We start from the raw sequence: 25479 nt of genomic DNA on the forward strand, positions 1-25479 counted from the left end.
GCTAAGAGCTAAGTAAGTAGAGTTTAATATTAATGATAAGTAAAAACTTAACACTTAACTCTTAATGCTTAACACTAATTTCCAATATACCAATAACCAATGACCAATGTCTAATGACTAATGTCTAAACTCTTTTTCATTTCCTCTTCAATCTGTTTTACACTTTTTCCCATTCTATCCCATCTTATTTCATAATTTTTATCCCAGCTAAAATAGATAAACCATGGTTTTCCAACAATTAGTCTATAAGGAACGCTTCCCCAAAATCTACTATCATTACTATGGTCTCTATTATCACCCATCATGAAAAATTCATCTTTTGGTACTTCAATTGGTCCAAAATTGAAAATCTCTTGAGGATATCTTCCATCATTGATAACATTTGGATCATGATGAATTCCAGGATGATCTTTTTGATAAGGATTTTTAACCCATAAAAGACCATTTATTTCAACAATACTCTTTTTAGGATAATTTTTTAAAATAAATTCATTTCCTTCATGTGGATGAAGATATAGATCTTTATTATGGATAAATAGATAATCGCCTCCAACTGCTACACATCTTTTTACATAATGGATCTTTTCATTTACAGGATATCTAAAAATAACAATGTCCCCTCTTTTTGGCTTATCTCCAGCAATTATATGTCCATCTTTGTCAAAATCTGGAAGAACTGGAATTTCAAGCCAAGGAATATGAGGGGTAGGTATTCCATAAGCAAATTTTTTAACAAAAAGATGATCACCAATTAATAGAGTATTTTTCATACTTCCACTTGGAATAACAAAAGCTTGAGCTACAAAAAAGATAACAAGCAATACAATAACAATTGTTCCAGTCCAAGTGTTTGACCAATGATAAAATTTTATCAATCTATCTTTCAAATCTATTCCTTTAATTATCTATTTTTTGCCGCTTTTAATGTATTTTTTAAAAGCATTGCTATTGTCATAGGGCCAACTCCACCTGGAACTGGAGTTATAAAACTCGCTTTTTTACTAACATTTTCAAAATCAACATCTCCAACAATTTTTCCATTTTCCAATTTATTAATTCCTATATCAATAACAATAGCCCCATCTTTTACCATATCTTCAGTTATTAGATTTGGCTTTCCAACCCCTACTACTAAAATATCAGCATTTTTTGTGTGTGCTTTTAAATCTTTTGTAAATATGTGGCATATATCAACTGTTGCAAACTCATTTAATAAAAGAGCTGCCATAGGTTTTCCAACAATATTGCTTGCACCTACTACACAAGCATCTTTTCCTTTTACATCGATTTTGTACTCTTTTAAAAGCTCCATAACTCCAAGAGGAGTACAAGGAACAAAGCTATCAAGTCCTTGATTTAATCTTCCAAAATTGTATGGATGAAATCCATCAACATCTTTTTTAGGATCAATAACTTCTAAAATTTTTGTGGTATCTATATGATTTGGAAGAGGTAGTTGAACTAAAATTCCATCAATATTTGGATTTTTATTCATCATTAAAATAGTTTCTATTATCTCGTCTTGAGAGATGCTCTCAGGCATTTCATGAGTAATTGAATATATTCCAACCTCTTTACAAGCTTTTGCTTTCATTTTTACATAAGTATGGCTTGCAGGGTCATTTCCAACTAAAATAACTGCTAAACCAGGAACAATATTTTTCTCTTTTTTAAGTTTTGCAACTTCCTCTTTTATCTCATTTTTTATTTTTAAAGAGAGAGCTTTTCCATCTAAAATAGTCATAATTACCTCTTTAAAATTTTTTAGGTATGATAACAAAAATAGATTTTGTTTTGGTTTAAAAACTTCACAAGAGGTAAAAGTTGAGACTTATTTTATATCTTTTTATATTTTCACAAATTTTTGCAGAAGACTCTTTTATTACTAAATATGAATATTCAAAAATGCTTTATGAAAATCCAAGAGGAATAGGATGCAATAAATGTCATGGCAAATATGGTAAAGGCAAAATTATTGCAAAATATAAAAAAAGAAAAAAGATATATAAATTAAAGGCGCCAGATATAACAAAAGTTAGTTATAAAAAATTTTATGATGTTTTGAATAGAAGGAAAATAAAAGGTGCAATGCCAAGCTATTTTTTAACAAGAAGCGAAATAAAAGCTTTATATTTTTATATTAAATCAAATAGGAAAAAAGATGGTTTTTGATGAAAAAAGTATTAATATTTTAGAAGAAGCTATAAAAAATAGAAATTCTAATTCTCTTGATAGTTTTATAATGCCTGTTAAGAGAATAAAAAATAGAAAAATTAATATTAAATCTGCTTTAATGGTTTCAGCACATCAGGTTAAACATATGAATAAACTTGACTCTTTAGATGCTGATATTGCAATAATTAATCTAGAAGATGGAGTTAGCAAAGAGTTAAAACCTATTGCTTTAAAAATGGCAGCTGTTTTTTTAAGCAATATAAAATCTTCAAATAGTATGCTAGTTGTTAGAATAAATCCTTTAGATGAGGGAGGTATTGAAGAGATAGAGTTTTTAAATCGATTTAAGCCAGATGCTATAAGAGTTCCAAAAATAAGATCAAAAAATGATGTAAAAAAAGCTTTAAGATATATTGATAAAGATATAGATATTCATCTATCAATAGAGACAAAAGAGGCTTTTTTAAATATTGAAAAACTTAAAATTGATGATAGAATAAAAGTGTTTTATCTTGGTATTTTAGACCTTTTAAGTGATCTGAATATCTATCAAGATATATTAAAAATTTCAAATCCTACAATTGATTTTATATTGAGTAAATTTCTTATTGAGACAAAATCGATAGATGTTTTTCCAATCTCTTTTGTCTATCAAGATTATAAAAATCTTGAAGAGTTTGAGAGATGGTGTATTTATGAAAAAGATATGGGATTTGAAGCAAAGGGGTGTATTTCACCAAAACAGGTTGAAATAGCAAATAGAATCTTTTCTCCATCAATAGAGATAATAAAAAAAGCCAAATATATAAAAGATATTTTTGAAAAGATGAGTAAAGAGGACATAACTGGATTTAAAGATGAAAAATATGGCTTTATAGATGAGCCGATATATAAAGATGCACTCAATATTCTTAAAAAATATAGCTAATGTTAATTATTTTTATTATATACTTTAGTTTATATTGAACTTATATGGGAATATTATGTTGATTTTCAAAGAGATAAAAATTGATGATCCATTAATGGAAGAAGTTTATAAATTTAGATGCGAAGTTTTATGTGAGGAACTTCAGTATTTTAATAAAAAAAAATTTCCCGATAAAAAAGAGAAAGATTTGTATGATAATAATGCTGATCATTTTGTAGCATTAGATGAAAAAAATAATTTAATTGCATATTTAAGAATTATTTATTATAGTGAAAATGGTTTTCCTTTGGAAAATAATATGCAAATTTTTAAAGAGTATGAGAAAATCCCTAAAAAGAAAATTGCTGAGTTATCGAGAATGTTTATCAAAAAAGAGCATAGGAAAATAAAAAAAAGTTTATATATTTTAGAAAATTTTTTAAAACTTTTTATTTATAAAAAAGCTAAAGAGAATGATATTGAATATTTTTATGCAACTTTACAAAGTAATTTTTTAAGACTTATGAAAATTAGAAATGTGCATTTTAAAATTATAGGCCCTCTTCAAGAGTATGGTGGAAAAAGATATCCTACAATATTATCTATTAAAGATTTAGAAAAAGATAGAGCTGATTTGAAAAAAATGTATGGAGATAAAAAGTGAAAAAATTTTTAGTATTTTTAATTCTTACTTTATTACTGTTTGCTAAAGAGAATAATCTTTTAAAGCAGCTAAGTAAAGATATTGAAAATATTGGCCAAATTGCAACTATCTCAAAAGAGAATGTTTTTTATCAGCCCTTTATTGTTTCTGTGTTTAAAGGAAAAGATTTAGAAAAACTTGGTATTTCAAATCTAAAAGAGGCTTTAGAACTTATACCGGGTGTTGATATTGCAACTGATAATTTTGATAACAAAACTGCAGTTTTTAGAGGTTCCAATCCATACGCATATGGCCAATCAAAACTTTTTATAGATGGAATAGAAGTAAATGATGTTATGCTTGATTCTTATAGCTCTTTCATGAGTTTTCCAATAAATCTTATTAAAAGAATTGAAGTTATTAGAGGTCCAGGTGGAAAACTTGATGGGGTAAATGCCTATGCTGGATCAATTTATGTAATAACTTATGCTGAAAAATTTAAATTTGATAAAAAAAATGATGAAGTTTTCTTAAAATTTGGCTCATACAGATATAAAATGGGAGGATTTAAAAAATATTATAAAAATAATGATTTTGAAATTTTTACAGATTTTTATTATCAAAGAGATGATAAATATATAAAAAATGGGTATGATGCGGCAAATACTGGCATATATGGAGTTAATAAAGCATTAACAAGAGAAGATGATGCTCCATTGTGGCTAAGAAACTATTCACTTGGTATGAGTATGAAATATAAAAAATTTTCTTTAAAAGAGAGATTTGATTATTATAAAAAAGGGATGGCATATGGCTCAAATTATATGTATCCTAGAGATGAAGACTATTTTAAACATCCAATATCATATTTAGAAGCTTCATATAAAGATAGATTTAAATCTTTATATACAACAATAAAAGCAGGTATTAAATGGGACGATTTTCATATGTTAACAAGAGCAGCTTATGAAGGTTTTGTGAATAACAAATTAAATAATCCTAATGAAATTATAGTTTATAAAAATGGCTTTTTTGCAGAGGATGAAACAAGACAAAGAACTCTTTATCAATCAACTTTTTTTGAATATAAAGAGATTCCAAAACATAAGATAAAGTTTGGATATATAATCTCTAAAGAAGAGACATATTTTCAAATGACTAAAAATACAGATAGAGATGATGAAAACAATACTCAACTTGTTGATTATAGTGAAAGTTATCCATTTTTTGATGAAGATGCAAAAAGGTATGGATATATTTTATCAATTGAAGATAAATTTAAATATAATGATTCAATTTCATTAATTTATGGATTAAATTTAGAAAACAATACCCATATTGATCTTCAGATAAATCCAAGAATAACTCTGCTTTATAAAAAAGATGATCAAAATATATTTAAATTTATGTATAGTAGATCTCATAGATCACCATCTTGGCAGGAACTCTATACAAAAAATAATAGATCAAGAGTAGGAAATAAAGATTTAAAACCAGAAATTGTAAATGCATTTGAGATCTCTTATGTTAAAAGATTTTCAATTGATAGCTATTTTCAAACAAATCTATTTTATTTAATAAATAAAGATCAAATCAATAAAATAAATGAGGATAATCAATATAGAAATGCCCAAGATACAGATATATATGGATTTGAAACTGAATATATGGGTATGATTAATGATAAAACAAAGCTGTATCTAAACTACTCTTTTGTTTATGGAAAAGATAATGATGGAAACAGTTTGCCAAATGTTGCAAAACATATGGCAAAAGCATTTTTAATTAGAGAAATTACACCAGAGTTTGATATTAATTTTATAGGGAAATATGTAGGTAAAAAGAATAGATATTATTATGATTATAGGGAAAAACTTGATGATTATTTATCTTTTGATTTAAGTTTAAACTATACAAATCTAAAAAATAAATATACTATCAATTTTGCACTGAAAAATATATTTGATGAAGATATAAGATATCCTTCTGAACCATATACTTATGATGATGATTATAGACAAGAGGGAAGGCATTTTTTAATATCATTTAATAAAGAGTTTTGATGAAAAAAGTTGTAGCAATACTTTTTTTATTAAACTTATCGCTATTTGCATATAAATATAATGAATTTTTGATAAAAACTCAAGCAGCATTATTGCCAAAAATTATGCTACTTGATAAAAAATTTGCTAATAAAACAGTAGACAGTAAGGTTAAAATTGCAATTATATTTAATGAGAATGATATAAATACTGCATTTTTATTAAAAACATTTATAACAAATTATTACGGAAGTGATTTTGAAAATTATATGCTTGTTATAAAACTAAAAAAAGTAGAAGATTTTTTAAATTCAAAAGAAAAATATAGCGCAATATATCTCTTAAAATTATCTGAAGATAACTATCAAAAAATTTATAAAAAAATAAAAAACAGTAATATCTATAGTTTTGTCTATGATAAGGATGATTTAAAATATGGATTTCTTTTTTCTATAGATTTAGAAGAAAAGCCAATTATTTTCATGAATAAAAAAGCTATTAATAAAAATTTTGATTTCATTGAGCAATTATATACTTTAGTAAGGCTAATAGATAATGTTTAATATAAATAGGTCCATATCAAATAAATTACTATTTTATTTTTTGATTATTTCGGTAACTATTATCTTGTCAAATTTTTTTATTTTTGAAAAGTTAACAAAAAATGCATTTTTAAAAACAGAAAAAGAGAAAGCCCAATTAATTGCAAATACTGTAAAACCATTTATTGAACTTGATATCTATTTAGGTCTTGAAAATAATATAGATAAACTATTAAAAGATCTTATTAAAAATGAAAATATTCTCTCAGTAAAAATTTTTAAAAAAAATAAACTTTTTAAAAAGATTAATAAGTTTAATTCTATTTCAAATTTCAAAAATTCGATTTTTATACAAAAAAAGCTTTTTCAGCCAAATTCAAAAAAAATAATCGGTAGTTTAGAAATTATATATTCTAGTAAACATTATGAAAATCTTGTAAAAACCTATCAAAAATATTTGATACTATATATTTTAGTTACTGGCATTCTTTTGCTTCTTTATGGTTTATATTTAACTAAAACCATAAAACCATTAACATTAATTGCAAAAGATCTCAAAAAATATACTCCTAAGAAAATTTTGAAATTTGATTATATAAAAAATAAAAAGGATGAAATTGGTTCAATTGTAGATGCTCTTAAAAATATGCAAGAAAAAATTTTTGAATATTCAAAAAAACAAGAAAACATAAATAAAATTCTTGAAAAAAAAGTATTAGAAAAAACAAAAGAGTTAAGAGATCAGCTTTATATTGATTCATTAACAGGACTACCAAATAGATTTTCACTTTTAGAAGATATTAAATCTATTAAAAGTGGAAGCTTGATTATTATGAATATCGATGATTTTAAAGAGATAAATGACTATTTTGGACAAGAAACTGGAGATAAGATATTAAAAGGTTTTGCTAATAGATTAAGAAATCTTATTAAAACAAAATATCCTAAAATTTATAGATTATCTGGAGATGAATTTGCACTATTGTTTGATAAAAAACTTTCTAATAATGATCTGACACATTTTATTGAACTCCTTTTAAATAGTATAGAAAAAATGACATTTTTTCATCAAGAAAATGAATTAAATATAAGAGTAACGATAGGGGCTACAAATAATATGCAATCCCCTTTAGAAAAAGCAGATATCGCTTTAAAATTGGCAAAAAAAGATAGATTGCCTTTTAGATTATATCATGAAAATTTTAAAGTTGAAACCCAATATAAAAATAGTATGAATTGGGTTAAAAAGATAAAAAAAGCTATAGATAAAGATAAAATTGTTCCATATTTTCAGCCTATATATTCTTTAACAAGCGAAAACATAAAAGGTTATGAGTGTTTAATGAGACTAATTGATGAAAATGGAAAAATTATAACTCCGTATAATTTTTTAAATATTGCAAAAAAAAGTAGATTCTATCATGATTTAACAAGAATAGTATTTGAAAAAAGTTGTAAACATTTTAAAGATATAGAATGCATATTTTCATTTAATCTATCAATAGAAGATATTCTTGATGAAAACACTATTGAATTCATTTCGCAAACTATAAAAAAATATAGTGTGGAAAAAAAGATTATATTTGAGATTGTTGAATCAGAAGGAATAGAAAATTATGAAGATATTGCAGATTTTATACAATGTATGAAAAAAATTGGAGCAAAAATTGCTATTGATGATTTTGGAAGTGGCTATTCAAATTTTGAATATTTAACAAAATTGGATATAGATTTTATAAAAATTGACGGTTCATTAATAAAGGATTTAGATAAAAACAGTAATGCATTGATTGTTGTAGAAACGATAGTAGGTTATGCAAAAAAAAGAGGAATTAAAACAGTTGCTGAATTTGTTAATAATAAAGATATTTATCAAAAAGTCAAAGAATTAGATATAGATTATGCACAAGGATTTTATTTAGCCAAGCCAAGTGATAAAACAGTTCATAAGTGTTAAGAGAACCTCTAATAAATAATTTTATAATGAACATAAATTCTAATTTTTGTTGTCTCTTTTGGTCTTGGATAATCTTTATAAGCAGTTTTTATGGTTTCAATAGAGTTTTCATCTAAAACTTTATATCCAGAGCTTTTTATAATTTTAAGATCAGTAATATCACCATTTGGATGAAGATAAAATTCAACAATATTAACACCTTCTTGCCTTGTTTTTACAGCAAAATCTGGATAACCTCTTAAAGTTAGATATTTTTGTGTTATTTTTCCAATTAATGAAAGATTGTTTTTTATAAACTCTTTTTGCCCTATAGTGAAACTATCAAATTCATCCTTATATAAAGCTCTTATTTCATCATTTTTAATCGATTTTCCAATATCTTTAAGAGAAGGAATATCGGGCTTTTTTAAAAAGCTATATAAAGAATTTTTACTTTTTTTAGGTTCTTTTTTTACTACTTTTTTAGTTTTTATTTTTTTGATTTCTTTTTTTGTAACTTTTTTAAAAGTTTTTACTCTTTTTTTTGGAATCTTTTTATGCTCTTTTTTCTTGGATATTGCTATTTTTTTTGTAATATTTTGGTCTTTTTTTAAAATCTTACTATTTTTAGAAATTTTTTCTATTTTTTTTGTTTTTTTATTGACTTGTTTTATCTTTTTTTTAGTTATCTGCTCTTTTTTATTTTCAATTTTTTTAATAGTATGTTTTTTTTGCAGTGGAGAAATTTTAAAATTTTTAATATTTAATTTTGTAATTTTTTCTCGCTGAAATTTTGGAAGTTCCACATTTTTAAAGTTTATAAAAAAAATAGAAAAAATTAAAATATATATAATTAAGGTAATGAAAAATGAGTAATAATATCTTTTTTTCATGAAAATGATTATATAGTTTTAAAAGGTATTAATCAATATTATAATAAAATTGAAATTATGAATAGGAAAACTTGTATATTTGTATTTTGGTGTTAAAATAGTTAAAAAGGTTGAGTGGTTAAGTGGTAATAAAATAGAAACCACTCAACTACTAAACCATTTTAACTAATTCCTAAAAAAGGATTGATATGTTTGAAAAGAGCATAAAAGCTTATGAAATTGCAAAAGAATATATTCCAGGAGGAGTAGATTCTCCCGTTAGGGCTTTTAAGAGTGTTGGAGGAACCCCTGTTTTTATAGAAAAAGGAGAAGGTGCATATCTATATGATATAGATGGAAATAGATATATTGATTATGTTCAAAGTTGGGGGCCATTAATTTTTGGACATGCTGATGGTGATACATTAGAGGCTGTTTTTGAAACAGCAAAAAAAGGGCTTAGTTTTGGTGCACCAACTCAGTTAGAAACAGAACTTGCTAAAGAGATTGTTGAACTTTTTGACTCAATTGATAAGATAAGATTTGTTAATAGTGGTACTGAAGCTGTGATGAGTGCAATTAGGCTTGCTAGAGGATATACAAATCGTGATGATATAATCAAGTTTGAAGGTTGTTATCATGGACATAGTGATTCTCTTCTTGTACAAGCAGGAAGTGGTGCGGTAACATTTGGAAATCCAAGTTCACCAGGGGTTCCAAAAGATTTAACAAAACATACACTACTTGCTAAATATAATGATATAGAAAGTGTTAAAAAATGTTTTGAAGATAGCAACAATGTTGCTTGTGTAATAATTGAGCCAATTGCTGGAAATATGGGTTTAGTTCCTGCAGATGAGAAGTTTTTAGCTGAGCTTAGAGAGCTTTGTGATAAAAATGGTGCTCTTTTGATTTTTGATGAGGTTATGAGCGGATTTAGAGCAAGTTTAAAAGGTGCTCAAGGATTAGTTGATATTAAGCCAGATATCGTTACTTTAGGAAAAGTTATTGGTGGTGGAATGCCTGTTGGTGCATTTGGAGGGAAAAAAGAGATAATGGATATGCTGTCACCTGATGGGCCTATTTATCAAGCAGGAACTTTAAGTGGAAATCCAGTTGCAATGGCAGCAGGTTTAGTAACTATAAAAAAATTAAAGAAAAATCCAGAAATTTACATAGAGCTTGAAAAAAGAGCAAAAAAATTGGTAAATGGATTAAAAGAAGCTGCAGATGAAAATAATATCCCTTTACAGATAGATGTAAGAGGAAGTATGTTTGGATTTTTCTTCAATGAAAAAGAGGTAAAAAATTTTGATGATGCTCTAAATAGCGATACTAAAAAATTTGCAAAGTTTCATCAAGAGATGTTAAAAAGAGGTGTATATTTTGCTTGTAGTCAGTTTGAGACTGGCTTTATTTCAACTCCAATTATAGATGAATTAATAGAAGAGACTATTGAAAAGGCAAAAGAAGTTTTTGAAGTAATAGCTAATAGGTGAGTGAGGTGAGTTAGAGTTAAGAATTAAGAGCTAAGAGTTAAGAAAGTAGAATTTAGTAATAATTTAAATACTTAACACTTAACTCTTAATACTTAACACTAATTCCCAATGTCCAATATCCAATGTCAAATTTACAAAAAGTAAGGTAACATAAAATGGAATCGAATAATGAAAAAATAGATAAAAAAGTTGAAGAAAAACCAAAATACAGAAAAATTATAGAAGGAGCTGAAGCTCTTTCTTTGGGTGTCTCTATAGTAGTTGCGATATTGATAGGTGTTGGTCTTGGTATCTGTATGAAAAATCTATTTGGATACTCATGGTTGCTTTGGTTAGGTGTATTTTGGGGAGTTGCAGCTGCAATATTAAATGTTTATAAAGCATATCAAAAGCAAAAAAAAGAGTTAGATGAACTTTCAAAAAATCCAAGATATAAAAACTATTATCAAAAAGAAGAAGATGACGAATTAGAAGAGTTTGAAAAATGAGAATATTTTTTTTAGTTTTAATATTTTTGGATACTATTTTAATATTTTATTTTTTATTTACAAAAAATTATCTATATCTTTTAAATTCTCAAATTGCAATGATTGCTTCATTGTTTGTAACATACGCAAGTTTTTTGGGATATAAAAAAGTTGTTATAAAAAAATCAAAAGAGTATATCAATATTGATGATAGAGATGTAATAGATAAAATTGAAGATAGATTTGACTTATACAGTGAAGAAAAAAAAGAGAATGAAATAGATGCAAAAAAAGTTTTTGAAGAGGAAAAACAGAAATTAAAAAACTCAAAAGAGAATTTAAAAAATTTTTTTATGACGAGTGGTGGATTTCTTTCAATTTATAGAATAATTTCTTATCTTTTTTTAATTTTTTCAATTTTATTTCTTATAAATAATAAAGAGTTTAATGCTATTGCTTATTTTATAGGGCTTTCTATTGTTCCAATTTCTGCTTTAATTACATCATTAGTTGGATTTAAGAGGTAATCATGGGTATATTGATGGTTATAGATTTTGAAGTAGTATCAATATAGCTATTTATTGAAGAAGCAAGAGTTTTTAATTTGTCAATATTCTCTTTTTGAAAAAAATCGCCTGAAATCTCAATTGCAAAAATTGAAAATTTTCTGTTTTCAATTTTTATATATTCTCCAGTTTTCATATACAGTTTTAATTTTATTGTTTTTGAATCTTGAAATTTTTCAAAAATAGCATTTAAAAGTTTTATAAATTTTTCTGTATTTGTTTTTATTTCTGGTAAAGTAGGGTCAATATCTTTTATAAAATTGGCACTTAATTTAGTTGAATTTGCACTAATACATAAATCAATAAGAGCATAAATATTTACTAATTCTGTGTTATTATCTTTAAAATTTACTATTTTAATCTCAGGATATCTATATAATCTTAATCCTATCTCTTCATCATTTTCATATCCCACACATATTGCAAAAAATTTAAATCTTTCAAATTCAAGATCAACAAAAGTAGTTTTAAATCCATAATTAGTATTTGCATAATTAAGTGCTAATTGATAAAGTTCTGAAGATGTTACATATCCTAAAAGATATTGGGCTTCTTGATTAACGGAGATAATTTTGCCATTTTTATTAAAAAGAATAAAAGGATTATAGTCATATTCTATAAATTTTTCATAGAAGTTCATAAAAATTCCTATGTTTGGACATTGGATATTGGATATTGGGAATTTGTTTGAGTGGTTAAAATGGTTAAAATGGTTGAGTAGTTAAAACTACTCAACTATCACTATCCACTATTACTAATTTCTACCAATGACTTAATGACTAATGACTTCTTATTCACCTTACTTACCTCACTCACCATACTCACCTAAATTTAACCAAATTAAATTACTCTTCAATATAATTTTTTAATTTTTTACCAACTTTTGGATGTTTTAATTTTTTAATTGCGCTTGATTCAATCTGTCTTACTCTTTCTCTTGTTACATTTAACTCTTTTCCAATCTCTTCAAGGGTTCTATCGCTCTCATCTGGCATTAGACCAAATCTCATTCTAATAACTGCTTTTTCTCTTTCATTTAGTTGCTCTAATACCTCTTCAATTCTTTTTTTCAAATCCTCTTTTAATATAGTTTCCATTGGATTTTCACTTGATTTATCTTCTATGAAATCTCCAAATTTTCCATCCTCTTCACTTCCTATAGGTGCTTCAAGGCTTATTGGTTCTTTTGTTATTTTTATAACATTTTTTACTTTATCAACGCTTAATCCAACCTCTTTTGCAATTGTTTCTACATCTGGCTCTTTACCGGTCTCTTGTAAATGTTTTCTTATAATTTTATTTATTCTATTTATTGTTTCAATCATATGTATAGGGATTCTAATGGTTCTTGCTTGATCTGCAATTGCTCTAGAGATTGCTTGTCGTATCCACCAAGTTGCATAAGTTGAAAATTTATACCCTTTTTTATATTCAAATTTATCAACAGCCTTCATCAATCCTATATTTCCCTCTTGGATAAGATCTAAAAATGGAAGGCCTCTATTTGTATATCTTTTTGCAATAGATACCACAAGTCTAAGATTTGATTTTGCCATTCTTGTTTTAGCTTCTTCACTAATTTTTTTACCTCTTTTAATCTGTTCTAATATCTCTGCAAGCTGTTCTGGATCCATATTGAATCCTTTTTTACTTGCCTCTTTTGCTAAAAATAGCTTTTTAATATCCATATATGTGCTAACCATTGTAGCTTCTGGAACTCTTGCTGCTATCTCTTCTTTGCTTAAATGTGTAATCTCTTCAAGTATTTTTCTATGATTTTCTCTTAGTTGCTCATTGAAAAGTGGAAGTTTATATTCAAGTCTTTTTAGCTCTTTTTCAAAACCTTCATCACTTTTTAATGCAGTTTCAATTGATTTTACAAGTTCATTTATAAGTTTACTTGTTGGACCAAGATCCATTAATTTCTCTTTTAAAATCTTCTTTTTAAAAGTTAATACAAGTTGATAATGAAGTTTTTCCTCTTCACTTGCATCAGGTGAAGGCTCTTTATCTCTTACTTTCATCCAATCTTTTTTTGCTTTTTCTAATGCTTTGAAAGCTTCAATTATCTTTTTTTCTCTTTTTGTTCTTTTTGCACTTTTTTTATCTTCAGCGCTCTCTTCACTCTCTTCTTCTTCCTCTTCAAAACTTTTAAATAGCTCTTTTACCCTTCTTTCTCTATTTAATAGAGGCTCTTTATAATCTAAAATAAAATCTATTAAATATGGAATAGAACATATTGCGTCTAAAATAATATCTTCACCCATCTCTATTTTTTTAGAAAGTTCAATCTCTTCCTCTTTTGTTAGTAGAGGAATTTGTCCCATTTCTCTTAGATACATTCTTACAGGACTATCACTTCTTGACCATTCAAGAAGCTCTTTCTCTTTCATTAAATCAAACTCTTCTGCAAGTTCTTCTTCACTTAATGCTCTTTGTTCTTCCTCTTTTTTTGTTTTTTCTTCAATATTTAGAAGTTTTGCAGCTTCTGCTGAAGTTATTAATTTTACATTATATTTTTCTGATAACTGTTTAATCTTTTTAGCTTGTGCTAATGTAGGCTGTTTTTCAAATATTTCCACAATCTTTTCATAAGTAAGATTTGAGTTTTTATGCTCTTCAAAAAGCTCTTCAAGTTTTTTGTTGATATTTTTTGCAGTAGTTTTAGTAGCAGCCATAAAGTTATGCTCCTTATTGAAGTAGTCTATTTTCCAAATCTTGCCCGATTATACATAAAAAAGCTTAAAAAAAAATAAATAAAAAAATTAATATTAAATAAAGCTTAAAAAAATGGTAAATGTTTTATTTTTTTAGCGAATTTTGGTAAAATCTCGAAAAATTTAAAAAGAGGTTTAGAGATGAATATTATAACAGGAAAAGTTTGGAAATTTGGAGATAATATTGATACAGATTTAATTATTGCTGCAAGATATTTAAACACATCAGATCCTCATAAGCTTGCAGAACATGTTATGGAAGATGCAGATCCAGACTTTGTAAAAAAACTTCAGCCTGGAGATATTATAGTGGCTGGTGAAAATTTTGGTTGTGGAAGTAGCCGTGAACATGCACCAATTGCTTTAAAAGCGGCAGGAGTTGCAGCAGTTGTTGCAAAAAGTTTTGCAAGAATATTTTATAGAAACGCATTTAATATGGGACTTCCTATATTTGAATTAAAAGAGTCTGATAAGATAAATGAAGGTGATTTAATATCTATCGATATGGATAATGGAATTATAAAAGATATAAATAAAGATATAGAATATAAATTTTCTCCAATTCCTGAATTTATGCAAGAGTTGTTAGCATGTGGTGGCCTTATAAATTATGCAAAAGCTGAGATGCTAAAAAAAAGCCAAATGTAATATTTATTTAAAATCATGGAGGAAAAATGAGAAAATATAAAATTGCCGTTATTAAAGGCGATGGAATTGGTCCAGAAATTATAGATGAAGCTATAAAAGTTCTTGATGCAGTTAGCGTAAAAGAAGGATTTGAATTATCATATCATGAATATTTAATGGGTGGTGCTGCATATGATGTTTATGGAGATCCGCTTCCGGAAGAGACAGTAGAAGGCGCAAAAAATGCAGATGCAGTTCTTTTTGGAGCAATTGGTGGAGAAAAATGGGATAATCTTCCAAGAGAAAAAAGACCAGAAACTGGACTTTTAAAATTAAGAGAGGCTCTTGGTGTTTTTGCAAACTTAAGACCAGTAACAGTTTATGATGAGTTAATAAATGCAAGTACATTAAAGCCTGATGTAATAAAAGGCGTTGATTTAATGGTTGTTAGAGAGCTTATTGGTGGGATATATTTTGGAAAGCCAAGAGCACTTGAAAAAGATAAAGCATATAATACAATGATTTATACAAAAGATGAAATAAAAAGAATTGCGAAAGTAGCATTTGAAATAGCCAAAAAAAGAAAAAATAGAGTAACTTCAGTTGATAAAGCAAATGTTTTAGAAGTTAGTCAACTTTGGAGAGAAACAGTTGAAGAGGTTTCAAAAGATTATCCAGATGTAAAATTAGAACATATGTATGTTGATAATGCTGCAATGCAGTTGATAAGGGATCCAAAACAGTTTGATGTCATTTTAACTGGAAATATTTTTGGAGATATATTAAGTGATGAAGCTAGTATGTTGAGTGGCTCTATAGGTCTACTTCCAAGTGCGAGTATAGGTGAAAAATATGGTCTTTATGAGCCAATTCACGGTAGTGCTCCAGATATTGCTGGTCAAGGTATAGCAAATCCTATAGCAACAATTGCAAGTGCAAGTATGATGCTAAGATATCAGTTTGGAGAAGAAAAAGCTGCTGATAGAATTGAAAATGCAATAAAAAGGGTATTAAAAGAGGGATACAGAACAAAAGATATTAGTAGTTTTGATGCAAAAGAGATAGTAACCACAAATGAAATGGGTTCATTAATTGCACAATATGCAGCTCAAGATTAAACACCAGGATATATTTCCTGGTTATGAAAAACTTCTTCCTGAAAATCTTCAAAAAGAGCTTCAATTTCTAAAAAAACTTTTTTCTAAATATACGGATAGAGTCTATCTTGTTGGCGGTGCAGTAAGAGATTTGATAAGAAAAAAATATCAAAATATTGATATTGATATTGTCGATTTGGATATAGAGGTATATTCAATTGAGCCAAATATTTTTGAAAAATTGATGAAAAAGATTGGTGCAAAAGGTGTTGGGAAAAGCTTTTTTGTTTATAAATATAAAGAAAATATCGATATTTCATTGCCAAGAGTAGAGAGTAAAATAGGAGTAGGACATAAAGCATTTGAAGTAAAACTAGCTAAAAGTGAAAAAGAGGCAAGTATTAGAAGAGATTTTAAAATGAATGCTTTAATGTTAAATGTTTATAGTGGAAAAATTTTAGATTTTTGGGGTGGAATAGAGGATATTTTTTCAAAAAGAATTTCCATTATTAATGAAGAAAAATTTAAAGAAGATAGTTTAAGAGTTTTAAGGGCAATGCAGTTTAGCGCAAGATTTGGATACAAAATAGAGAAAAAATCTTGTGGAATTATGAAAGAGATTAGTTTAAATGATTTAAGTAGCGAGAGAATTTTTTGGGAATTTGAAAAGATGTTTAAGGCAAAATATTTACATTTTGGGCTTTATTATCTGATATCACTAGATATAGCAAAAAAACTTTTTGATATTGAACTTGATAAAAGATTTTTTTTAAAAACTTCTAAAGAGTTATATAAAAATAGAAAATTTTTTGAAAAAGATATTTATAAATTCTATTTTTTATACATTTTTTCAAAAAATCTTCATAAAAGATATGATTATTTTTTAGATATTTTGAAAACGCCAAATGAATATTATAAAATTTTTAAAAAACAAAAATATTTACCAAAAAATAGGACTGATAGATTTTTAGTTGCTTTATCTATGTTATATCCATTAAATAGATGGCTGGGAAATTATAAAATTGATGTAAAAAATAGAGCAATGAAATTTGATATTTGGAAAAAGAGTTTTGATGGTGGCATAAAGGCAGTTGACCTTTTAAAAGAGGGTTTTAGTGGTAAAGAGTTAGGAGAAGAGCTTAAAAGAAGAAGATTAAAGATAATAAGAAAACTTTATAGGGGAAAAATATGAGAAATTATCGAGTTTTGATTGATTGTAAAGATGAAAAGGGACTTGTTTTTAAAATATCAAAAATTTTTTATGAAAATGGTTTAAATATTGAAAAAAATGATGAATTTGTGGATAGGGAAAATGGAAAATTTTTTATGAGAAGTGAGGTTAAAGGAAAAGTTGATAAAGAAAATCTATATATTTTATTAAAAGGTGAACTTCCAGAAGATGCAAATATAAACATAGTTGAGCCAAAAAGAAAAAAAATTGTTTTAATGGCTACAAAAGAGAGTCATGTATTAGGAGATATTTTAATTAGACATTTTGATGGTGAGTTGGAAGCTGATATATTAGCAGTTATATCAAATTATGATATTTTAAGACCACTTGTTGAAAAGTTTGGAATCGATTATTTTCATGTCCCACATGAAGAGTTAAAAAGAAGTGAGCATGAAGAGAAGATTTTATCACTTCTTGAGATGTTTGAAAAAGTAGATTATATTGTTTTAGCAAAATATATGAGAATATTAACTCCAGAATTTGTTCAAAAGTATGAAAATAAGATTATAAATATTCATCACTCCTTTCTACCTGCATTTGTAGGAGCAAATCCGTATAAACAAGCATATGATAGAGGTGTAAAAATAATTGGGGCAACTGCGCATTTTGTAAATAATAATCTTGATGAAGGTCCAATAATAGCCCAAGATGTTATCCATGTTGATCACACCTATACTTGGCAAGATATGAGAAATGCTGGAAGAGATGTTGAAAAAGTGGTATTGGCAAAAGCTTTAAAACTTGCTCTTGAAGATAGAATTTTTGTATATGCAAATAAAACAGTGATTTTTTAATTAGAGAGCGGTGAAGCAGCGAAGCAGTGAAGCTGTAAAGCGGGATAGGGGTATAGGATGTAAGGGGATAAGGTGGTAAGGGGGTAAGCTGTGAAGCGGGAAAGGATGAAGGTAGAAGAAAGAAAGTAGAAGGGTTTAGTGATAGTGGATAGTAATAGTGTTAGTAACAAAATTCACACTAACACTAATTCATAATACCTAATGACCAATGACCAATGACCAATGTCCAATGTCTAATGAAGGAATAAAATGTTTAATATAGTCTTAGTAAATCCTCAAATTCCTCCAAATACAGGAAATATTGGAAGAGTTTGTGTAAATACAAACTCAAGACTTCATTTAATAAAACCATTAGGATTTGATATTGATGAAAAAGCAGTAAAAAGAGCAGGACTTGATTATTGGGATAAGCTTGATTTAGTTGTTTGGGAGAGTTTAGAAGATTTTATAAATGCAAATGAAAAAGATATTAAAAGATTTTTCTTTGCAACAACAAAATCAAAAAAGCCATATTTTAAAGCAAATTTTAATGTGGGAGATTTTTTAATTTTTGGTAGTGAAACAAAAGGTTTACCCATAGATTTTATGAAAATAAATTGGCAAAATGCTATAACAATTCCTATGTGTGAAAATGGAAGAAGTTTAAATTTGGCAGTTAGTGTAGGTATAGTTCTTTATGAAGCAATAAAACAAAATTTTGATAACTTTTGCAAAGTTTAGCTTTTAAAGGTACATTTATAATGAAAGAGATTATAGATTATATTGTTGTAACACTTTTTGTACTTTTTATGATTTGGCTTATTGTTGGATATCACCATCAAAAGGGGCATCATAAGAGGGGAGAAGAGTAGAAATGGTAATTGGTATAGTGGTAATTGGTATATTAGTTATTGGTTATTGGAGTTGAGGGAGAAAGTTGAGTAATCTTAGTAATAGTGGATAATAATAATTTAATATTCATATTTACACTTAATACTAATTCCAAATTTCTAATTACTAATATACCAATATACCAATAACTAATAACAAATTATATTATTATATTTTTATCCTATAAAGAGTAAAATAATAAAAAAAATATTATGAGGTAAGATATGTTTAAACCGTTACTGATAGAAATTGGTGTAGAAGAGTTACCAGCAATACCTTTTTTAAAAGAGTTGCCAAATATTGAAAAAAAATGGGAAAAGATTTTAGAAGAAAACTCACTACTTTGTGAATTTAGTTTTTTTTATACGCCAAGACGTCTTGTTTTATGGCATCCAGAGTTTCCTACAAAGCAGAATGATTTTGAAGAAGAGCTTTTTGGAGCTCCTGTTGACATTGCATTTAAAGATGGCAAACCTACAAAAGCAGCTTTGAGTTTTGCAAAAAAGTGTGGAGTTGATGTTGAAAAACTTGGCAGAATAAAAAAAGGAAATAGAGAGGTTTTATATTTTAAAAGAGTTATTGAAGGTAAAAAAAGTGAAGATATTTTAAAAGATATGATAATAAAATGGCTAAAAACTCTAAACTTTGGTAGATCAATGAGATGGGGAAGTTTAAAAGAGGAGTTTATTAGGCCTATTAGATGGTCTATTGTCAATTTTGGCAATGAGTTTTTAAAATATAAAATATTTGGAGTTGAAAGTTCTAATTTTACATATGGCCATAGAAGTATATCTCTTGATAAAATAGTAATAAAAGATGCAAAAGACTATTTTGAAAAGCTAAAAAATAGTGGTGTAATTCTGTTTCCAGATAGCAGAAGAGAGAAGATTTTAGATGAGTTTGAAAGAATAGAAAAAGAAAAATCAATAACTATTGAAAAAGATGAAGAGCTTTTAGATGAGATAGTTGCAATTACAGAGTACCCAACAGCATTAATTGGAGAGTTTGATAATGAGTTTTTAAAGCTTCCTCCTGAAGTTATTATTACAAGTATGAAAGAGCATCAAAGATATTTTCCTGTTTTTAAAGACGAAAATTTATATAATGGATTTGTAGTAGTATCAAATGCTTATACAGATGATTTTTCATTGGTTATTAAAGGAAATGAGAGAGTTTTAAAAGCAAGGCTCTCTGATGCTCTTTTCTTTTGGGAAAAGGATTTAGAAAAAGGTCTTGATATTGAAGGGCTTAAAAATGTTGTATTTATGGATGAATTAGGAAGCCTATTTGATAAAGAGATAAGAGAGCTAAAAATAGCTCAAAAACTTTTTGAAAAATATATAGATGAGCTTATTTCACAAACAAATCTTGAAAAAGGAGAGCTTTTAGCTCTTTGTGAAAGAGCTGTAATGCTTTCAAAAGCTGATCTTTTAACTGAGATGGTATATGAATTTACTGAGCTTCAAGGGGTTATGGGCTACTATTATGCGTTAATGCAAGGAGAGGATGAGCTTGTTGCTCTATCTATAAAAGAGCAGTATTTACCAAATGGTGAAGATAGCGAGCTGCCAACTACTCTTTTTAGCTCTTTAATATCAATTGCAGTTAAACTTGATACCTTAATGAGTCTATTTAGTATTGGAAAAATTCCTACAGGTTCTCGTGATCCATTTGGCTTAAGAAGAGCAGCAAATGCAATCATAAGAATAATTTTAAATGAGCAGATTTCATTTGATATATCAAAAATATTTGAAGAGATAAAAGAAGAGTATAAAGAGTTTGATACAAAAAAACTTGAAGAGTTTTTTATTGAAAGAATCTATCAATATTTTGATGTTAATCCTTCAGTTATAAAATCAGTTATAGAAAGTGGTGAGAGAGATTTGGTAGAGCTCTCACGTAAAATAAAAGCAGTTAATGAAATAGTTCAAAGTGATGAATTTAAAGATATTTTTACAACATTTAAAAGAGTTGCAAATATTGTTAAAGATATAGACCTATCAAAAGATTTAACTGTTGATGAAAATCTATTTGAGAGCAAATATGAAAAAGAGCTTTTTGACAGATTTAATGAAGTGGTAAATAAAGAGTATGAAGATTATGAAAGCAAACTTGATGCTCTTTTTGGTTTAAAACCTGATATAGATAGATTTTTTGACCATGTTTTAGTTAATGTTGAAGATAGTAAATTAAGAGAAAATAGAAAAAATTTAATAGCTTCAATATATAAAGCTTTTAGAGATATTGCTGAGATAAAAGAGATTACAGTGTAAGGCACCTTTAGGAATTTTAATGATTTATGATTTTATTATAGTTGGTGCTGGAAGTGCAGGTGCTCATTGTGCATATTTTTTAAAAAAAGCTGGTGCAAAGGTTTTAGTAGTTGAGCAAAACAGCATTGCAAGTGGTGCAAGTTTTGCTGCTGGAGCCTTCATATCTCCAAGACTTGGACGAGGAGGTATTTTACAAAAAGTCACAAATCACGCTTTTTCTTTCAGTGTTGATTTTTATAAAAAAAATTTTAGTCAATATTTTTATCAAACAGGCATTTTAAGACTTCCAAAAGATAAAGAGGATGCAGAAAAGTTTAGTGAATATGAAAAATTTATCGATGTAAATTATGAAAAAAAGAGTTCAAATGATCTTTCTTTTTTAAAAGATTATGCAAAAGAGTTTGGAGGATTTTTTTTTAAAGATGGTGGTGTTGTAGATGCTGTAAGAATATGCAAAACTTTATTAAGTGACATAGAAGTAAAAGAGAGTTGTAAAGTAGAAAAAATAGAAAAAAAAGATGATGTTTTTTTGGTTAACGATTTTAAATCAAAGTCGGTTGTACTTGCAACTGGCGCTTGGGAAGATTTAAATGAAGATTATATTAGTTATGGAAAAGTGGCTGGTTTTAGATTTGATGTAAATGCTGATTTAAATCTACCTTGTTCTATTCATAAAAAGATCTCTATATCTAAAAAGATAAATAATAAAATTATAATAGGTGCTACCCATAATAGAGTTGAAGAGGTTATCTGCCCTGTAAAGCCAAATTCTTATTTATTAGATGAAGCTAAAAAAATGGTTGAAATAAAAAATGTAGAGATAACTGGAATGTATTGTGGAGTTAGACCAAGTATATATGATCATTTACCTGTAATTGGAGAGGTTATTGATTCAAAAAAAACTTTAGAGAAATTTTCTAAAATAAAAAGAGGTAAAAAAATAGACCCAAAAGATTTTATAAAACATAAAAATCTTTATATAATAAATGGATTTGGTGGTAGAGGATTTGTTTTTGGACCCTATATTTCAAAAAGACTTGTTGATTTTATAATTGATAAAAAAGAGATAGAAAAAGAGTTAAATATAGATAGAGTTTTTTTGAGATATATGAAGAAGGGGAGGGAGGTGTGAAGCTGTGAAGCGAAAAAGGCTGAAGGTAGAAGATTGAAGGATAAAAGGTTTAGTGATAGTGGATAGTGATAGTGTTAGTAATGCTCTCAACACTAACACTAATTCCCTATTCCCAATTCCAAATTCTCCCAATGTCTAATGTTCAATGTCCAATGTCCAATTTACAAAAAAGGAGTATCTTGAAAGCATTAGTATTATTAAATATGGGTGGGCCAAATGATTTAGAAGAGGTTGAGCTTTTTTTAAAAAATATGTTCAATGATCCAAATATTATGCCTATAAAAAACAGTCTTTTAAGAAGATTTGTAGCATATATGATTACTAGTTCAAGAAAAAAAGAGGCAAAATCAAATTATGAAAAACTTGGCGGAAAGAGCCCATTAAATTTTTATACAAAAAAACTTATAGAAAAGCTAAAAAATTATCTTCCAGATTTTTACATTACATATGCTATGAGATATACTCCCCCTTTTTCAAAAGATGTTATAAAAGAGTTAATGTCAAAAAATATAAAAGAGGTATATCTATTTCCTTTATATCCTCACTATTCAAAAACAACAGTAAAATCATCATTGGAAGATTTTTATAACAGTGCAAAAGGATATGGATTTCATGCAAGAATTCATGATATTAGCAATTTTTATGAAAATAGAAAATATAATGAAGCTGTTATAGAAAAGATATTAGAAACTTTAGAAAATAAAGATTCAAAAGAGTTTGACCTTATTTTTTCTGCCCATTCACTTCCAAAAAAAATAATTGAAAGTGGAGATAATTATCAATTTGAGATAGAAGATAATGTAAAAATTTTAAAAGAGATTTTAAAAGAAAAAGGTATAAATTTTAATGCAATATATTTAGCATATCAGTCAAAGTTGGGTCCAGTAAAATGGCTTGAGCCAAGTTTAGATGAAGTATTGAAAGATTTAAAGAATAAAAAAGTTATAATTTATCCGATATCATTTATACTTGATAATAGTGAAACACTATTTGAACTTCATATTGAATATTTTGAATTAGCAAAAAAGATAGGTATTAAAGAGTATAAAGTTTGTGAATGCTTAAATGATAGTGAAAAATTTTGTGAGGCTGTAAGAGAGATTGTGAAGGAAATGGGATGATTAAAAAAACACTTTTTTTTGAAACGGATATTAAAAAAGATGGGCTTTTAAAAATAGAAAAAGCATATAATAAAATGCTTGAAGAGATGAATACAGGTGTTACTGGGTATTATGATCTTCCTATAAATCAAGAAAATGTTATTGAAGATATTTATGATTTTATTGCAACAAATGAGTATCTTGAACATAATCTTATAAAAGATTTAGTTGTTATTGGTATTGGTGGGTCATCATTAGGTACAAGAGCAATTGATACACTTTTAAAATTTAGTCACAATAGAAATATTATCAATATTCATTTTTTAGAAAATCTTGATCCTCTTTATTTAATAAATAGTATAAAAAATATTGATCTCTCAAAAGCTTTTATAGTGATTATTTCAAAATCTGGAACCACTATAGAGACAATTTCTATTGCAAAATATATCTTCTCACTTTTAAAAGACCCTTTAAAAGGTTTAGATATAAATCAAAAAATAGCAATTATTACTGATAAAGACTCTCCTTTAGATAAACTCTCAAATGAGAGAGGATGGAAGGTGTTTCATATTCCAAAAAATGTAGGAGGAAGATTTTCAGTATTGAGTCCAGTTGGATTATTTCCTCTTGCAGTATTGGGATATGATATTGAAGAGCTTTTAAAAGGTGCAAATATTATGAGAGAAGAGTTTTTGCACCATGGGCCAAATCTATTAATGTTTAAAAAAGCTTATTTCTATTATAAAAATGCAAATGAAAAAAATATAAATATTTTATTTTCATACTCTTCTATGTTTGAAGCTTTTAATAAATGGTATATTCAGCTTTGGGGAGAGAGTTTAGGTAAAAAAACAAAATCCAAAAAAAGAGTAGGTTTAACACCGATAGGACTTATTGGCTCAATAGATCAGCACTCCTTTTTACAACTTATCATTGAAGGGCCAAAAGATAAAACAGTTACATTTTTAAAACTTAAAAATTTTGAACTTCCAGTTACTGTTCCTCATATCTCATTACCATATCTTGAAACTACAGATTTTGCAAATGGAAGAAGATTTCAGACAATCATTAATACCCAATGTGATGCTACAATAGAATCAGTTATTGAAGCTGATGTACCAGTTGATTTAATTGAGATAAATGAGTTAAATGAGAGTAGTGTGGGATATCTGATATACTATTTTGAACTTTTAACTTCAGCCGTTGGTGCAATGTTTAACATTAATGTATACAATCAGCCAGGAGTAGAATCTGGAAAGCAAAAACTTAAAATCAAACTTTCAAAATAGAGTTTTAGGAATAGATTTAGGAGGATGCTTTAGTGGTAATACAGCATTTGTGATATTAGATATTTCAAATGAAAAAATTGAACTTGAAACAAAACCATTTATGGAGCCAAAGCATAAAAGTATCTATTCTTGTAAAGAATTTCTTATAAAAAGAGTAATCGATATATCTCCAGACTATTTAGCTATTGATTCTCCATTTTCTATACCATCTATTTTATGTGATAAAAATTTCAAGCCACCAAAAAGAGAGATAATAGGTGAGATATCAAACCCTTATATATATCGATATACAGACTATTTCATTTATAAAAAATTTGGTATTAAACCTATGCCTCCAGCTGGGGATAGAATAGGAAGAATAACCGCAAGATGTATAGAATTTTTAAGAGAGTTTCATTATGATGGAGATTATATAAAAATTGGAGATAAAAAGATAAAAATTTTTGAGGTTTTCCCAAAACAGATAGGAAATATTTTGGTTGGAAAAAATTATAAAAATAAGAAAGAAAAAATTTTAAATATTTTAAAAATAGATAATTTTAAATATGATTTTTTAAAAAATGAGCATTTTTTTGATGCTTTATTGGCAGCTTATAGTGTTTTTGAAATTTTAAAAAATAATACCATTAAGCCTGAAAATGATACAATAAAAAAAGAGGGATGGATATATCCTATAACAAAATGTTCTATAGGAAAATAA

24 protein-coding genes are annotated in these 25479 nt (G+C 26.9%); 19 read left to right on the top strand and 5 right to left on the bottom strand.

Annotated elements, in window-relative coordinates; all coding sequences use genetic code 11:
* Positions 1 to 110: 110 nt before the first annotated feature.
* Positions 111 to 887 (bottom strand): signal peptidase I, encoded by a 777-nt coding sequence (lepB, locus tag QML81_RS06875; protein ID WP_281950685.1) that lies wholly within the window; start codon positions 885 to 887, stop codon positions 111 to 113.
* A 14-nt stretch (positions 888 to 901) separates the two neighbouring features.
* Positions 902 to 1744: a bifunctional methylenetetrahydrofolate dehydrogenase/methenyltetrahydrofolate cyclohydrolase FolD gene (folD, locus tag QML81_RS06880; protein ID WP_281950686.1), complete on the bottom strand. Its 843-nt coding sequence runs from the start codon at positions 1742 to 1744 to the stop codon at positions 902 to 904.
* Positions 1745 to 1824: 80 nt separating this feature from the next.
* On the opposite strand from folD, the gene QML81_RS06885 reads away from it, so the two are divergent.
* The 6 genes from QML81_RS06885 to QML81_RS06910 are packed head-to-tail and all read left to right on the top strand — an operon-like array spanning position 1825 to position 8266.
* Positions 1825 to 2172 carry a c-type cytochrome gene (locus QML81_RS06885; RefSeq protein ID WP_281950687.1) on the top strand — a complete coding sequence of 116 codons (348 nt, stop codon included), beginning with the start codon at positions 1825 to 1827 and terminating at the stop codon, positions 2170 to 2172.
* Positions 2162 to 3103 carry an HpcH/HpaI aldolase/citrate lyase family protein gene (locus tag QML81_RS06890; protein ID WP_281950688.1) on the top strand — a complete coding sequence of 314 codons (942 nt, stop codon included), beginning with the start codon at positions 2162 to 2164 and terminating at the stop codon, positions 3101 to 3103. The genes QML81_RS06885 and QML81_RS06890 overlap by 11 nt, the downstream gene beginning before the upstream one ends.
* Positions 3104 to 3158: 55 nt before the next feature.
* Positions 3159 to 3746, top strand: a complete 588-nt coding sequence (locus QML81_RS06895; RefSeq protein ID WP_281950689.1) for a GNAT family N-acyltransferase — start codon at positions 3159 to 3161, stop codon at positions 3744 to 3746.
* Positions 3743 to 5788 (top strand): TonB-dependent receptor plug domain-containing protein, encoded by a 2046-nt coding sequence (locus tag QML81_RS06900; RefSeq protein WP_281950690.1) that lies wholly within the window; start codon positions 3743 to 3745, stop codon positions 5786 to 5788. Before QML81_RS06895 ends, QML81_RS06900 begins: the two co-directional genes overlap by 4 nt.
* Positions 5788 to 6330 carry a hypothetical protein gene (locus QML81_RS06905; RefSeq protein ID WP_281950691.1) on the top strand — a complete coding sequence of 181 codons (543 nt, stop codon included), beginning with the start codon at positions 5788 to 5790 and terminating at the stop codon, positions 6328 to 6330. The genes QML81_RS06900 and QML81_RS06905 overlap by 1 nt, the downstream gene beginning before the upstream one ends.
* Complete coding sequence (locus tag QML81_RS06910) at positions 6323 to 8266, top strand: EAL domain-containing protein (protein WP_281950692.1); 1944 nt, start codon at positions 6323 to 6325, stop codon at positions 8264 to 8266. The genes QML81_RS06905 and QML81_RS06910 overlap by 8 nt, the downstream gene beginning before the upstream one ends.
* A gap of 8 nt (positions 8267 to 8274) precedes the next feature.
* On the opposite strand, the gene QML81_RS06915 is transcribed toward QML81_RS06910, so the two are convergent.
* On the bottom strand, positions 8275 to 9138 hold the full coding sequence (locus tag QML81_RS06915) for an energy transducer TonB (protein WP_281950693.1): 864 nt from the start codon (positions 9136 to 9138) through the stop codon (positions 8275 to 8277).
* A gap of 188 nt (positions 9139 to 9326) precedes the next feature.
* Between QML81_RS06915 and hemL the strand changes: the two genes are divergently transcribed.
* The 3 genes from hemL (at position 9327) to QML81_RS06930 (ending at position 11610) form a co-directional block, all read left to right on the top strand.
* On the top strand, positions 9327 to 10616 hold the full coding sequence (gene hemL / locus QML81_RS06920; protein ID WP_281950694.1) for a glutamate-1-semialdehyde 2,1-aminomutase: 1290 nt from the start codon (positions 9327 to 9329) through the stop codon (positions 10614 to 10616).
* Between the two features lie 155 nt (positions 10617 to 10771).
* Entirely contained in the window at positions 10772 to 11104 is a 333-nt protein-coding gene (locus QML81_RS06925; protein WP_281950695.1) for an AtpZ/AtpI family protein, read from the top strand.
* A complete protein-coding gene (locus QML81_RS06930; protein WP_281950696.1) occupies positions 11101 to 11610 on the top strand; it encodes a hypothetical protein in 510 nt (169 codons plus the stop codon). Before QML81_RS06925 ends, QML81_RS06930 begins: the two co-directional genes overlap by 4 nt.
* Here QML81_RS06930 and QML81_RS06935 read toward each other — a convergent pair.
* Both QML81_RS06935 and rpoD read right to left on the bottom strand, forming a co-directional pair.
* The gene (locus QML81_RS06935) at positions 11600 to 12289 is read right to left on the bottom strand and encodes a hypothetical protein (RefSeq protein ID WP_281950697.1); all 690 of its coding nucleotides are present in this window, start codon (positions 12287 to 12289) and stop codon (positions 11600 to 11602) included. The genes QML81_RS06930 and QML81_RS06935 overlap by 11 nt on opposite strands.
* Positions 12290 to 12494: 205 nt before the next feature.
* Positions 12495 to 14327: an RNA polymerase sigma factor RpoD gene (gene rpoD / locus QML81_RS06940; protein ID WP_281950698.1), complete on the bottom strand. Its 1833-nt coding sequence runs from the start codon at positions 14325 to 14327 to the stop codon at positions 12495 to 12497.
* 180 nt (positions 14328 to 14507) lie between these two features.
* Between rpoD and QML81_RS06945 the strand changes: the two genes are divergently transcribed.
* The 10 genes from QML81_RS06945 to QML81_RS06990 all read left to right on the top strand — a co-directional run bounded on the left by QML81_RS06945 (position 14508) and on the right by QML81_RS06990 (position 25479).
* Positions 14508 to 15014 carry a 3-isopropylmalate dehydratase small subunit gene (locus QML81_RS06945; RefSeq protein WP_281950699.1) on the top strand — a complete coding sequence of 169 codons (507 nt, stop codon included), beginning with the start codon at positions 14508 to 14510 and terminating at the stop codon, positions 15012 to 15014.
* Between the two features lie 26 nt (positions 15015 to 15040).
* Positions 15041 to 16111: a 3-isopropylmalate dehydrogenase gene (gene leuB, locus QML81_RS06950; RefSeq protein WP_281950700.1), complete on the top strand. Its 1071-nt coding sequence runs from the start codon at positions 15041 to 15043 to the stop codon at positions 16109 to 16111.
* A complete protein-coding gene (locus QML81_RS06955) occupies positions 16095 to 17282 on the top strand; it encodes a tRNA nucleotidyltransferase/poly(A) polymerase-related protein (RefSeq protein WP_281950701.1) in 1188 nt (395 codons plus the stop codon). Before leuB ends, QML81_RS06955 begins: the two co-directional genes overlap by 17 nt.
* Complete coding sequence (gene purU / locus QML81_RS06960; protein ID WP_281950702.1) at positions 17279 to 18115, top strand: formyltetrahydrofolate deformylase; 837 nt, start codon at positions 17279 to 17281, stop codon at positions 18113 to 18115. Before QML81_RS06955 ends, purU begins: the two co-directional genes overlap by 4 nt.
* A gap of 249 nt (positions 18116 to 18364) precedes the next feature.
* Positions 18365 to 18835, top strand: a complete 471-nt coding sequence (locus tag QML81_RS06965) for a tRNA (cytidine(34)-2'-O)-methyltransferase (protein ID WP_281950703.1) — start codon at positions 18365 to 18367, stop codon at positions 18833 to 18835.
* 374 nt (positions 18836 to 19209) lie between these two features.
* Positions 19210 to 21258, top strand: coding sequence for a glycine--tRNA ligase subunit beta (gene glyS, locus QML81_RS06970; RefSeq protein ID WP_281950704.1), 2049 nt, complete (start codon positions 19210 to 19212; stop codon positions 21256 to 21258).
* A gap of 19 nt (positions 21259 to 21277) precedes the next feature.
* Complete coding sequence (locus QML81_RS06975; protein ID WP_281950705.1) at positions 21278 to 22390, top strand: FAD-dependent oxidoreductase; 1113 nt, start codon at positions 21278 to 21280, stop codon at positions 22388 to 22390.
* 152 nt (positions 22391 to 22542) lie between these two features.
* Complete coding sequence (hemH, locus tag QML81_RS06980) at positions 22543 to 23511, top strand: ferrochelatase (RefSeq protein ID WP_425596320.1); 969 nt, start codon at positions 22543 to 22545, stop codon at positions 23509 to 23511.
* A complete protein-coding gene (locus tag QML81_RS06985; protein WP_281950707.1) occupies positions 23508 to 24779 on the top strand; it encodes a glucose-6-phosphate isomerase in 1272 nt (423 codons plus the stop codon). Before hemH ends, QML81_RS06985 begins: the two co-directional genes overlap by 4 nt.
* Positions 24780 to 24828: 49 nt before the next feature.
* Complete coding sequence (locus QML81_RS06990) at positions 24829 to 25479, top strand: hypothetical protein (protein WP_345741139.1); 651 nt, start codon at positions 24829 to 24831, stop codon at positions 25477 to 25479.

It is taken from the genome of Nitrosophilus kaiyonis (assembly GCF_027943725.1).
GTDB lineage: Bacteria > Campylobacterota > Campylobacteria > Campylobacterales > Nitratiruptoraceae > Nitrosophilus_A > Nitrosophilus_A kaiyonis.